Source organism: Pseudoalteromonas sp. SCSIO 43088, from assembly GCF_023650795.1.
Taxonomy (GTDB): domain Bacteria; phylum Pseudomonadota; class Gammaproteobacteria; order Enterobacterales; family Alteromonadaceae; genus Pseudoalteromonas; species Pseudoalteromonas shioyasakiensis.
Genome location: NZ_CP072676.1, coordinates 816790 through 829834 on the forward strand (window position 1 = coordinate 816790; position 13045 = coordinate 829834).

Below are 13045 nucleotides of genomic sequence, written 5' to 3' on the forward strand. Positions count from 1 at the left end.
CTCGCAATTTTAATCTTCTTTCTTAGATTTTTTCGCGAGAATTTCAACTTCGGCTTTTTCGGTTACGCCTGCCATACTGAGGGCTGTGCTGCCTACTGATTCATATTCAAGTTTGATTTTATCGAGTTTAGCGTCGTTTTTGTCTGGCAAATTTAAGCTACGCGATGACATTCCTTTGGTTAAAACACCTAGGTTATCAAACACTTTTTCTTCACCATTGTTCATAACGACTTTAATTTTCTTTAAATTCACAGTGCCATGGGTGCACTTAACTTTAATATGGCTGTAGTGGCTGCTGGTGATTGGGTTAACGGTATCGGTTTCGCTTTTGTAGCTGACCTTTTTCTCTGCGATTGTTTTCCAGTCGTCATCACCCGCTAGGCTTTGAGTACTGGTTAAGGCCAAAAATGTGGTTAAAGCGATGAGTTTGACTATTTTCATTTGATTCCCTCCAAAAATTATCATCATTAAAATTTATAGCATATAAACAGATTGGTTGCCTATGCAAAGTTCATAAAATAGAACCAAAAGCATTTATTAATCGTATTAACTAATACGTTATAAATTCACCAACCTTAATCAGCATGCTATGCTAGTAAAGTGTCTATAAGTTTATGGATTTTCAATGAGATATTACTTTTGTTTAGTGGCTTTTTTACTATCAACCTCATCAATTGCCAGCGCTCTGCTGGATGTAAAGCCGAGCAATAAAACGCAGTTTTTGGCACTGATAAAAGACAAACAAGGTGATTACAAAACAAAAGAGGGCAGTGATGCGGTTTGTCAAAACGCATCTTTTTCATTGATAAAAGACCCAACGCAAGGCTTTAGCTTAGGGACGTTAATCGATTTTAGTGATTTACATAACGGCACGCAGGTAAAGAAGATACCTAACTTTTGCGTTGTCAGTTCGAAGTTAAAATACTTTGTAGATGGTATTGTTAGAACTAAGCGCTACTTTCGCTGTGATAATGAAGACGACAACGGTTCAACAACTGAAGATCTGCGTTTTAAAGATAATGGCAATATTACTTATACACTGAGTAAACCTAACGTTTCTTGTGTGTTTGAAAAGCAATAATTGTATGCCTCGCGCAATTTTAAGCCTATGATGGGCTTTATTTTTACTTGAAAATCTTATGACTAGCCAATTTATTCAAGCATTTTTAGTACTTGCTGCTTTTTATATAGCAAGCCTTATTATTGACCGCGCTATTAAACAGTTTCAACGTCGCTTTGATTCAACCGCTCTTGAAACTTTCCGGCTGATTTCTAACTCGCAGCGCGCTATTTTATTATTTATTGGTATTGTGCTGGCGTTATCGAAACTGGGTTTTGACGTAGCCGCGTTAGTTGCCGGCTTAGGCCTAACAGGCTTTGCTCTAGGTTTTGCGTTGAAGGATGCTATTTCAAACCTAGTAGCAGGTGTCATGATTGTGCTTTATAAACCCATTAAGCTTGGTAATTACATTGAAGTGAGTAATTCAAAGGGCACTGTGATTGACCTTAATTTGCGCTATATCACAATTAAAGGCGAGGGAGCGGTGCATTTAATTCCTAACTCTTTAATTTTAAGTAATAAAGTGTCAATCATTGATCGCGATGACGATTAATCACAAATTTCAGACATAAAAAAAGCAGCCTAGGCTGCTTTTTTAAGTTTTAGCAAATTACATTTGAGATTGCAGGTAATTCTCAAGCCCTGCGGTTTTGATTAACTGCTGCTGTGTTTCAAGCCAATCAATCTGTTCTTCTTGCTCATTTAAGATGTTATCTAGCGCTTCACGGCTGATGTAATCTTTTTTCTCTTCAGCAAGTTTAATTGCCGCTTTAAGATCAGGTAATGAATCAAGTTCAAAGCTCATATTCGCTTCGATCATTTCTTCAGAGTTTTCACCAATACGTAGGCGACCTAAATCTTGTAGGTTTGGTAAACCTTCTAAAAACAAAATACGCTCAATTAAACGGTCGGCGTTTTTCATTTTTTGAATAGATACTTTGTAATCAGCTTTGTCTAATTTAGAAAAGCCAAAATCTTTAAACATACGAGCGTGTAAAAAGTATTGGTTAATACCTACTAATTCATTCGCTAATACTTTATTAAGTGCAGCAATGACGCTTTTATCACCTTTCATACAATTAGCCTCTATTCGCCCATTTGAGATTGATGGTAGTTTTGGCTACCAATTTTGTCGATTAGACCAAGCTGTTGTTCTAACCAGTAAACATGATCTTCTTCTGTATCAAATAATAGCTTTTCAAGCACTTCGCGTGATTGATAGTCTTTTTCTTCTTCACAGATGGCAATTGCTTCTTTAACACAGTCAACCACTTCTAGTTCAAGTGTTAAATCGTTTTGCATCATGCTTTTAACGTCTGAGCCAATTAATAGATCACGACGCTTAGTCATGTTTGGTACGCCTTCTAAAAACAGAATACGTTTGATCAACCAATCAGCGTGATCTTTTTCTTCTTCCATCTCGTGGTTAAGACGCTCATACAGCTTATTTAGGCCCCAATCATCATACATACGAGAATGAATAAAGTATTGATCTATAGCGGCTAATTCGTTTGCGAGTAGTTTGTTAAAACTATCGATGACTTTTTGGTTACCTTTCATAATGCTGTCCTCGAATTCCAAGTTGCGGTAATTGTAGTATATAAAAACAAGATTGCAAACTTTTTCCTTTGTAAATCAGTTGTTTACTATTGAGTGTGATTCTCGTTTAAGTTTGCGTTAATGGTTGATAAATGAACAATTTATCGTTTCTATTCTTAAATGAAAAAAGCCCTTACTAAGAAGGGCTTGTTGTTCTAAACAAAATTTAATTTAGAAACTATAGGTTGCACCAAGTGTAACAGTGGTACCTAAACCTTTAATGTTATAGCCACCATAGGTGTATGACTGAGCGCGGGCAGGGTAGTAATCATTGTTAAATAGGTTTTCTACGCCCATAAACGCTTGCCAGTTCTCGCTAAAGTTATAACGACCGCTTAGGTTAAATAGGTTGTAACTGCTAATTGGCCCTTGGTCGCCAACATAGTCGCCGTCTGCATTTGGTTCAAAGCGTTTGCGTGAACCCACATATAAATAACTCACCGTAAGTGATAACTCATCATTAGGCTGCCAGTTTAAGTTAGCAGTGCCTTTTGGTGGGCTTATTTGGCGCGAACCTAAGTAAATGTCGTCTTCGGTATTTTTACCTTCAACATAGCTGTAAGTTGCAACCAGTTTTAGAGTTGGGTTAATTTTATAATCAACTAATGTTTCGTAACCCCAAATCTCTTGAGGTGCACGTACCGGCTCATACACACCGGTTACTTCATTAAAGCTATTCGTGGTGCCAAACTCTGATGTACTACGGTAAGCTGCAAATTCAAAACGTAAGTCATCAAACTGTGAGGTAAAACCAATTTCATAGTTATCAATGATTGATGCTTCTGTTTGAATTAGACCAATATCATTCACCGTTGCAGAACGAAGTAGGCGGCCAATATCTGAGATATCAGACCCTTGTGAATAATTGGCAAATGGACTGAAAGCCTCAAGTAAATTGTATTTAACACCTACATTATAGGTGGTTGCATCGTAATCAATGGTGTCGCCTTTTACGCTAAGTGGCACTGAGCACTGTGTTTCTGAACGGCAAAGCTTTAAGGTGTTGTAATCATCAACGGTTAAATCAATGCTCTCTTGGCGCACACCCGCTTTAATGACTAAATCATTATCGATTACCCATTTTGTTTGTAAAAAGCCAGCAAGGCTTTCCATATCCATTTCTGGTACCCAAACACGGCCATCTACAAGTGGCTGAGACGTTACATCATTCAGTGCATCTAGGCCATAAATGAAGGTAGCTTCAACATTGTCAAAATCAACAAGGGTATTAAAGGTAGCGCGTGCCCCTTTCTTTTCAGAGCGAATAATTGATTGGCCGCCTTCGTAACCTTCGTCTGGGTTAGCTAAGTTTGTAGAAAAGAAAAACACATTCTCGATATCTTGCATGTAAAGGTCGAGGGTCATTTGGGTATTAGTAAACAGGGCGTAGTCTGTGTATTTTAAGGTAATGTTTTCGTTACCATCTGGGCCTTGTGGTTTACCTTGCTTTTGTAGCTCTTTAGGTACATGAATAGCATACGTTTTTTCGCCATCGTTTAGGTTACCAACAACGTCACCTAAATCGGTTTTTTGTTGAGAGCTAAAGTAGTTATAGCTAAATTGCAGTTGCTTCTCATCGTCAAAATCATAACCAAGCTTGGTGAAGTAGTTTTCGGTTACTGCATCAGATAAACCATATTGTAAGCCAAGAATATCGCCTTCGGCGTCACGTTGAACACCGTTTTCTTCGTAACTTGCGGTAAATAAATAGCTGAGTTTATCAGCACGACCATTAATTGCCGCAGAGACTCGCGCACCGGCGCTTTCCTCTAATTTTACTGCACTAAAACGTGACGATAGGCTGATCTCACCTTCTGGCTGACCATCACTTGTTGCCTGCTTTGTGATGTAATTAATAATACCGCCCGATGCGCCATTACCATAAACGGAGGTAGCACCTTTGATCACTTCGATACGCGCAATGGCACTTGGGTCGAGTGTTTTAACTCCCAAAGAGCCGTTTCTGAGCGGTGTAGATTGCGGCACACCATCAATCATCACAAGTGGTGCACGGCCACGTAAACTCTGGCCTGTATTACTCGAACTACCTGTATCTGGTGCAAGGCCAGGTACCATTTGCGCAAGTAAGCTTTGTAGCTCTGGATTAACTTTTAAATGTTCTTCAATTTGCTTTTGGCTAATAATCGATACAGAAGCGGGTACTTCATCAATGCTTTCAAATACACGGCTGCCTGATACAACAACGTGTTCCATTTCTTCTGCGGTAAGTTTTTTATTGATGGCATCATCAGCAAATGCTTGGCTGCTAATTGCAATAGCGACCAGAGTCAGTGAAGTTTTTAACATGTTTATCCTTGTTAAATCGGTATTTATTATGTGATTGTGCGGCAGTCTAAATGTAAAGAAGTGTAAAGGCAAGGCTAATGATAATCATTTGCAATAATAAATTGGCAGGTTTTAGTCATTTGTGTTTGCATGCTTAAGCCAAAGGGCTTAAATGGAGAGTCATGATAAATAGGGGATTGTCGTGTTTAATAGCTAACAAGTAACTGCAGATTAAAGCGGCTTTAGCTTAAAAAACGTTTCAAGTCATCAGGAATAGGCATTGGTTTGAAAGGGCTAACATTAGTGCCGCCGGTGTTACCGAGCGGGACCCAAATACACGAAAATACAATTGAAGCTGCCATGCGAGCAAACTGACCAATTATTTCCTTAGCATTATGGGTTTTAAAACCAATTTTACACATCCACCAATGAGAGTAAGTATGCGCAATGATATAGCTTTGACCCAGAATATGAGCCCGCTCTAAGTGATAAAAAGCGGTTGTGTAATCTGCTTTCTTATAACTCGTTTTAGCCAATATCATTTCGGTGTTAAAGGCATTTTTGAGCTCAATATTCATGGCGAATGGTATGTTTAGTAAAAGTCGTTTATTTGTAGTGCCGTTTGTACCAAAAGTAAACACCTGAAATCGTGAAAAATAACGGTGACAAAGCAAATAGTAACCACAGTAATTGCACAATAGGGCCTGCAAAATCACCAATATGAAACTTATATTTAAAGTTCCAAGTTTGCGTGGTCCAAGAACTTTGGCTGGCATCATAGCTTGCAACTATATCTGCTGAATATGGGTTTGCCCATACCCAACTATAGGCATGGCTTTCACCAGGGTTCTCTATTCTAAAACCTATGTTATCAGTTGCTTTTTTCGGTAAATAAATTCTAAATAACTTACCCTCAGGAAATACAGTTTGTGCGTTATCAAACGCTTTTTGCACTTGAAAAGGCGTGTCCGCTAAAGGGGGAATAACGGCTGGTGGTTTAGGTCTATCTTCAACTGTGCCTTGCATCACAAATTCTAATACGGCTTTGGTTTGTGGCTTCCAGTTAAACGCCATACCTGTGTAAGCAATTAAAATGAGTGGAATTAAAAAGTACACACCGAGAACGGTATGCAGCTGATACATCAGCACTCTAAATTTTGCTTTACGTTTAATAGCCAAGCGTTTGATACGATTTTTTGGCTTAACCCAAATATAAAAGCCGAGCAGAATTTCAATAATAAGAATGAGCGCACATACCGATACCCAGTTTCTTAACGGGCGGTTTTTATCGCCATCTTCATAAAGCAGCCAGCGGTGCAAAGCCATGGTAAAGCCATAAATCGTAGTGTAGTAATCGTACTCATGTAACACTTGACCGTTGTATGGATTAACACTGACATAGCGGTTGTTTGCTAACTGTAATTGCCACGCAAGATCACTTCGCTGCTCAGGCATTAACAGGGTAACTGGTTGTTTAGTTGAAGCTGAAACATGTTTTATGAGGCTATCAAAATCAAGTGCTGAAGCCGCTGGGGTTACAGTCCATTTATCGCTTTGAGTAAGGTATTGAATATCTTTTGCGTAAATAAGCAACGCACCGGTCAAACTTAAACAAATCAAAAATAAACCACTTACTAATGCAAGCAATAAATGCGTACGACGTAACCACAACTTCAACAAGGTTAGTTCCTTCAGTTTACTGTTAAAACAAAATTGAATAGTAAATGATAACGCGTAACATTTACACTAAAACTTGTTCTATGGTGCAGCTTTCAATTGCAAAGTTATCATGTAAAAAGTGACGTATTTCATCGTTATTGATGTTTTGCTTGGCACTAAACTTGAGCTCGCAATGAACGTGGTGATCATCTATTTGCCATGTTTTGAGGTAATCAATATTAGTGATGGCAAATTGGGCTTTAAGCTCATTAATAGCTTCTGTTAAAACAAAATTATCAGGGGCTGCCTGCATCAAAATTTTACTGCTCGCTATTAACAACAAAACACCATGGTAAATGACATACACAGAAATCAGCATAGTGGCAATTAAATCAACAATATACCATTGATAAAGAATAATTAAGGTACCAGCTATGATCACCACCACTGAAGCTAATGCATCAGACACATTATGTATAAACGCAGCACGAATATTCATGCTGTCTTTAGCACCTGCTTTGTAAGTTAAAAGGGCGGTGACTAGGTCAACAACCAGTGCAAACCCTGCAACCCAAATGATGATCCAACCATCAATAGGCTCTGGGTTTAAATAGTTGGAGATTGCTTCAACAATTAGGTAACCACCAATCACAATTAAACTTAAGCTGTTAAATAAGGTTGCTAAAATTTCAGCGCGTTTGTAGCCGTATTGATAACGATCGTTGGCAGGTTTGGCACCAATTTTTCGGGCAATTAGGGCAATGAATAACGACGAGGCATCACTTAAATTATGCAGTGCATCAGCAATTAACGACAAACTGCCAGAAACAAGGCCGCCAATCACCTGAGCGACAGTTAATAACACATTGATTGCAACTGCCAGCATGAGTTGGCGGGTGCTTTGGTTATTTGTATCGTGATGATGGTGGTGTCCGTGTCCCATAAAAATACCGAGTTATTGATTTGCTTTATTTTTATACCATGCGTGCCGTGGTATTGAAATGTTTGTAATGATTTGTTCGTGTACAGATTATAATTTACTGTTCAAATGCCGGTGGATTTGTTAATTTATCGCCGTTGTACCAATCTTAGTTCTAATTTTTAGGCTCAATGTGAAAGCTGCATTTATTATTTTGATTAGCGTATTATTGCTCCAGCCCTTGCTGGATAGCTTTGATGTGGCCGATCATAATGCTGCGTTTAATCACACCTCAGTACTGCTATCAGAAGAAATTGACCTTGAAGCCCATTGCGCAGCCAATGGCGATCACCAGTTACATCAATCAGAGCATGCCGAGCTTAGCAAACAGTTGTCTGACTCAGCCGAAAAAGGCCATTGTCATGTTTGTCACAGCCCTGCGTTTGTCGATTCGCTGCAATTGTCTGAACCTACTGATACCGATTTTACTAAAATTGAATCTCTTGATTTCAACTTCAAATCGGCTGACTTAGCACCGCTTCATCGCCCACCTATTTTAGCTCTTACTTAATCAAAAACCCTTTTTAGATTTTATTTGGGCTTAGCCCATTTTAAGTAAGAGACGATATATGTTTTTAAGAAATTTTATGCGTTACGCATTACTGTGCGTATGCTTTATGTATGTGACAAATATTTATGCGACAGAGCAAGCGCATAACCACCAAGAAAATGAGCAAGCTGAACATGCTAATGAAGTCAGTTTAACTGAGCAGCAACAGCAACTCGCTAATATCAAGGTTGAGCGCCTTGTACTGAAAAAACACAAGCAAACCTTGTATGCACCGGGCGAAATTAAAGCCAATGGCTACGCCAGTTATGTGGTGTCACCGCGTGTTGATTCTATCGTTGTAAAACGCCATGCCTTATTAGGACAGCATGTAAATAAAGGAGACTCTTTAGTCACTTTATTTAGTGGCGAAGTAGCCAGCCAGCAAACTGAATTTAGATTAGCAGAAGCCGAGTGGCAACGTGTTACTAAAATGACCGCGGGTACAGTCAGCGAAAAACAAATCTTAACTGCCAAAGCTGAATATGAAGTGGCTTATAGCCGGTTAGTTGCCTTTGGTTTATCAAAACAAGCTATTGCACAAACACTCACCATAAGCCCAGAAAAACTCGGTGAATACACCTTGTTTGCACAAACATCTGGGGCTGTTTTAACCGATAACTTTGCCCAAGGTCAGCGAGTTGATTCGGGGATTGAGCTGATGCTAATAGCCGATGAATCTGCGCTTTGGGTTGCTGCTCAGCTTTCAGCTAATCAAGACCGTACTATCAGTAATGGCTCTACGGCGCTGTTAGAAGTTAACGGCAATCGCTATCAAGCAAGGGTTATTCAAGAAGCACATACCATTGATGAACAAACACGTTCACGAACTGTTAGGCTCGAGGTAAAAAACACCCAGCATAGTTTGCACCCAGGCATGTTTGCGGATGTGTATTTTCATTTTGAGACAGAGCAAGAGGTACTTGCCGTACCAGAAAATGCATTAACACGCAGTGCAGATGGTGACTGGCAGTTATTTGTCGTTGATGACGATGGTGGCTTTGCTGCCCAAGAAGTAACCCTTGGCAGAAGTTTTGGTGATTATCGTGAAGTGTTAGGTATTAAAGCCGGGCTTGAAGTTGTCACCCAAGGTGCTTTTTTTATTGCATCACAGCTAGCTAAAGGCGGATTTGATCCGCATAACCACTAGAGGTGATGCATGTTTAATTTATTAATAGAGGCGGTTATAAAGAACCGTTTACTGGTGTTATTGGCCTTGCTTGCAGCGATTGCGGTGAGTGCATTTATGATCCCAAAACTTAATTTAGATGCCTTTCCTGATGTGACGAATGTGCAAGTTGAGGTGAATACCGAAGCGCCAGGGCTTGCGGCTGAAGAAGTTGAGCAGCTGATCACCTACCCGATAGAAGCGGTTATGTATGCGCTGCCCGATGTAGAGCAGGTGCGTTCTATTTCTAAAACGGGGTTATCGGGCGTCACTGTGGTGTTTAAAGAAGGCGTCGATATTTACTTTGCTAGGCAACTGGTTTTTGAACGTTTGCAGTCTGCTAAAGAGTTGATCCCAGATGGTGTGGGTATGCCAACCATGGGCCCTAATACATCAGGACTTGGACAAGTCTATCAGTATTTACTTGAAGCAAAGCCAGATGCCAACATTGATAGCATGGCACTGCGTAGCTTAAATGATTGGGTGGTTAAATTACTTATATTACCCATTGATGGTGTGACCGATATTCTGTCATTTGGCGGTGAGGTTAAGCAGTATCAAGTGAACATAAACCCCAATAAGTTACTTGCTTATGACTTAACACAGCAAGATGTTAGTAACGCACTAGATGCTAACAACAGTAATGTGGGTGGCTGGTATATGAACCGTGGTCAAGAGCAGCTTGTTATTCGTGGTACAGGTTGGTTTACCCCAGGCGAAAAAGGGCTTGCTGAGATAGCACAAACACCTATCAAAACCATTGATGGGACGGTCGTTAAAGTGGCTGATGTTGCGAATGTTGAGCTCGGTAGTGAAATTCGCCAAGGCGCTGTCACCTTATCTAAACGCAATGAACAAGGCGAAATAGTCAATCGTGGTGAAGTGGTGACTGGTATCGTGCTGAAAAGAATGGGCGCTAATACCAAGCAAACTATTGATGGCATTAACGCGCGTGTCGAGATGATAAATCAAGCACTGCCAAAGGGGGTTGAATTTAAAGCCATTTACGACCAAGCAGAGCTTATTAGCCAAGCGGTACAAACGGTTATTGATGCACTGCTTTTAGCTTTTGTGTTTATTATCATTGTATTAGCGCTATTTTTGTTGGATTTAAGAGCAACATTTTTGGTGTTACTGTCAATCCCTATCTCGATTGGCTTAGCATTGAGTGTAATGGCATGGCTTGGCTTGTCGGCAAACTTAATGTCGTTAGGTGGGATTGCTGTTGCAATCGGTATGCTGGTAGATGGCTCTGTTGTGATGGTTGAGAATGTATTTAGGCACTTAGGGCTTAAGCATAACCAACATAAGCCTTCTTCGCAGCTGGTTGCTATTGCTGCAAAAGAAGTCGCACGGCCCATCTTTTTTGCCTCTTTGATCATACTAACGGTATTTTTACCGCTGTTTAGCTTTGAAGGCGTTGAGGCCAAGTTATTTCAGCCAATGGCTGTAAGTATTATGCTTGCGATTATTAGCGCTGTGATCGTTGCCTTGGTTGTGGTGCCAGCTCTGTGCGTGTACTTATTTGCCAAGGGCGTGACAGTAAAGCAAAGTATTCTGTTAAAACCGATCGATATCCTTTATCAACGGGCTTTACAAAAAGCATTGCAGGCTAAACGTAGCGTTTTAGCTATAGCAGGGTTATTGTTGATTGTAGCGGCTGTTATCCTTCCAAGGTTGGGTACTGAATTTGTGCCAGAGCTTGAAGAAGGCACTATTAACCTACGTGTGACACTAGCTCCATCTGCAAGTCTCGATACGGCAATCTTAGTAGCACCAAAGCTTGAAGCCATGTTGCTTGAATTTAGTGAGGTGGAATATGCGCTGAGCCGAATCGGTCGGGCTGAAGTAGGGGGAGATCCAGAACCAGTTAACAACATTGAAATCTATTTAGGCTTAAAACCTCATGAGCAATGGCTAAACGCGAAAACGCGTGTCGAATTACAGCAACTAATGGAAGCCAAGCTTGAGCAGTTCCCAGGGCTTTTGTTTAACTTTTCACAGCCTATAGCAACCCGAGTAGATGAGCTTTTATCAGGTGTTAAAGCGCAATTGGCCATAAAATTATTTGGTAGTGACCTAGGCGTTTTAACTGAAAAAGGCCAACAAATTGAGCAGCTAGTTCAGCAAATACCTGGCGCTAAAGATGTCGCTATGGAGCAAATAGGCGGCGAAGCGCAGCTGATAGTTAAACCTAACCGTTTGGCATTGTCGCGTTTTGGCTTATCGGTGGCTGATTTAATGGATGTAGTTCAGCACGGTATTGGCGGGCAATCCGCAGGGCAAATCATTAATGCCAATGAGCGCTATGATATTTATGTGCGTATAGCAAAAAGCTTTCGCCAAAACCCAAATGTGATTGCTGATCTTCGACTGCAAACCCCCACGGGTGCCATTGTAAGGGTGGGGGATGTAGCTGATGTACAAATTGAGTCTGGCGCTCCGCAAGTTCGTCGCGATGATGTTCAAAGGCGGGTGGTTATTCAAGCGAATGTGCAGGGGCGAGATATGGGATCTGTAGTTGCCGATATACGCGCTACCATTGCCGATAAAATGCAGTTACCTAGTGGTTACAGTGTGGCGATTGGCGGTCAGTTCGAAAACCAACAACGGGCACAAAAGCGGCTAATGATAGTAGTGCCAGTGGCCTTATTACTGATTGCGTTATTGCTTTATTTTTCTTTTAGTAACCTATCGCAAGTGGTGCTTATTCTTGTCAATGTTCCCTTGGCTGTAATTGGTGGGGTGATTGCATTGTATGTGTCAGGACAATACTTATCTGTACCCAGTTCAGTAGGGTTTATCACACTGTTTGGTGTTGCTGTATTGAATGGTGTTGTGATGGTCGAAAGTATTAATCAAAGGATTAGTGCAGGAGATAGCAAAGATAAAGCAGTATTTGAAGGTGCTGTTTCAAGGCTAAGACCCGTACTCATGACTGCGCTTACTTCAATGCTTGGGCTAATTCCAATGCTCCTTAGCACAGGAATAGGGGCCGAAATACAAAAGCCACTTGCTACGGTTATTGTTGGCGGCTTGGTCAGTGCAACCTTTTTAACTTTATTTGTACTTCCGGTACTTTATAAGTCGATGAGTAAATAAAGCATAATGGGGCTAACTTTTAGTAGCCCCTTTTTAATGACGTGTATTTCTGTAAAGGGCGTTTACACCATGCTAAAGCCCTTATAAACTGGGCGTTACAATAATGATGTAAAAAAGGAATACAGAGTGAGTAACGAAATTACAATTCGTCCGGCAGTCGCAAGTGATGCTGCAACAATCCTACATTTTATTACCGAACTTGCTATTTACGAAAAAGAACCCGACGCAGTTAAAACAGACGAGCAAGCTATTTTAAAAACGTTGTTCAGTGAAGGCGCAACGGCGCATAGTGTTATTTGTTTAGACGGCGACACACCAATTGGCTTTGCTGTGTATTTTTATAATTACTCAACCTGGCTTGGTAAAAATGGTTTGTATTTAGAAGATCTTTACGTCAGTGCTGACAGCCGTGGTAAAGGCGCTGGTAAGCAAATTATGCAATATCTTGCTAAGCAAGCACTCGAAAAAGACTGTGGTCGTTTTGAGTGGGTGGTACTTGATTGGAATAAACCAGCCATTGATTTTTACGACAGCATTGGTGCTAAACCGCAAAACGAATGGATTATTTACCGCCTAACAGGCCAAGAGCTTATCGACTTTGCGCATCAATAAGTAATGTTGCTATAAATAAAAGTCATCAAATAA

13 protein-coding genes are annotated in these 13045 nt (G+C 40.5%); 6 read left to right on the forward strand and 7 right to left on the reverse strand.

Annotation, left to right across the window (positions count from 1 at the left end; genetic code table 11):
• Positions 1–9: 9 nt before the first annotated feature.
• Positions 10–441: a DUF2541 family protein gene (locus J8Z28_RS21430; RefSeq protein WP_248525934.1), complete on the reverse strand. Its 432-nt coding sequence runs from the start codon at positions 439–441 to the stop codon at positions 10–12.
• Between the two features lie 184 nt (positions 442–625).
• Here J8Z28_RS21430 and J8Z28_RS21435 point away from each other — a divergent pair, with 184 nt between their 5' ends.
• Positions 626–1081, forward strand: coding sequence for a hypothetical protein (locus J8Z28_RS21435; RefSeq protein ID WP_250660604.1), 456 nt, complete (start codon positions 626–628; stop codon positions 1079–1081).
• Between the two features lie 58 nt (positions 1082–1139).
• Entirely contained in the window at positions 1140–1613 is a 474-nt protein-coding gene (locus tag J8Z28_RS21440) for a mechanosensitive ion channel family protein (RefSeq protein ID WP_187491126.1), read from the forward strand.
• A 57-nt stretch (positions 1614–1670) separates the two neighbouring features.
• On the opposite strand, the gene bfr (J8Z28_RS21445) is transcribed toward J8Z28_RS21440, so the two are convergent.
• The 6 genes from bfr (J8Z28_RS21445) to J8Z28_RS21470 form a co-directional block, all read right to left on the reverse strand.
• Positions 1671–2135, reverse strand: a complete 465-nt coding sequence (bfr, locus tag J8Z28_RS21445; RefSeq protein ID WP_054552095.1) for a bacterioferritin — start codon at positions 2133–2135, stop codon at positions 1671–1673.
• A gap of 11 nt (positions 2136–2146) precedes the next feature.
• Complete coding sequence (gene bfr, locus J8Z28_RS21450) at positions 2147–2620, reverse strand: bacterioferritin (protein WP_063530309.1); 474 nt, start codon at positions 2618–2620, stop codon at positions 2147–2149.
• Positions 2621–2830: 210 nt separating this feature from the next.
• Positions 2831–4966 (reverse strand): TonB-dependent receptor, encoded by a 2136-nt coding sequence (locus J8Z28_RS21455; protein WP_250660605.1) that lies wholly within the window; start codon positions 4964–4966, stop codon positions 2831–2833.
• A gap of 221 nt (positions 4967–5187) precedes the next feature.
• Entirely contained in the window at positions 5188–5523 is a 336-nt protein-coding gene (locus tag J8Z28_RS21460) for a DUF3703 domain-containing protein (protein WP_250660606.1), read from the reverse strand.
• A gap of 28 nt (positions 5524–5551) precedes the next feature.
• Positions 5552–6622: a PepSY-associated TM helix domain-containing protein gene (locus J8Z28_RS21465; protein ID WP_250660901.1), complete on the reverse strand. Its 1071-nt coding sequence runs from the start codon at positions 6620–6622 to the stop codon at positions 5552–5554.
• A gap of 64 nt (positions 6623–6686) precedes the next feature.
• The gene (locus J8Z28_RS21470; protein ID WP_250660607.1) at positions 6687–7547 is read right to left on the reverse strand and encodes a cation diffusion facilitator family transporter; all 861 of its coding nucleotides are present in this window, start codon (positions 7545–7547) and stop codon (positions 6687–6689) included.
• Positions 7548–7716: 169 nt separating this feature from the next.
• Here J8Z28_RS21470 and J8Z28_RS21475 point away from each other — a divergent pair, with 169 nt between their 5' ends.
• The 4 genes from J8Z28_RS21475 (at position 7717) to J8Z28_RS21490 (ending at position 13012) form a co-directional block, all read left to right on the forward strand.
• Positions 7717–8094: a hypothetical protein gene (locus tag J8Z28_RS21475; protein WP_250660608.1), complete on the forward strand. Its 378-nt coding sequence runs from the start codon at positions 7717–7719 to the stop codon at positions 8092–8094.
• A 58-nt stretch (positions 8095–8152) separates the two neighbouring features.
• Positions 8153–9280 carry an efflux RND transporter periplasmic adaptor subunit gene (locus J8Z28_RS21480; protein WP_250660609.1) on the forward strand — a complete coding sequence of 376 codons (1128 nt, stop codon included), beginning with the start codon at positions 8153–8155 and terminating at the stop codon, positions 9278–9280.
• 9 nt (positions 9281–9289) lie between these two features.
• Entirely contained in the window at positions 9290–12400 is a 3111-nt protein-coding gene (locus J8Z28_RS21485; protein ID WP_250660610.1) for an efflux RND transporter permease subunit, read from the forward strand.
• A gap of 126 nt (positions 12401–12526) precedes the next feature.
• Positions 12527–13012 (forward strand): GNAT family N-acetyltransferase, encoded by a 486-nt coding sequence (locus J8Z28_RS21490; protein ID WP_105173452.1) that lies wholly within the window; start codon positions 12527–12529, stop codon positions 13010–13012.
• Positions 13013–13045 lie beyond the last annotated feature (33 nt).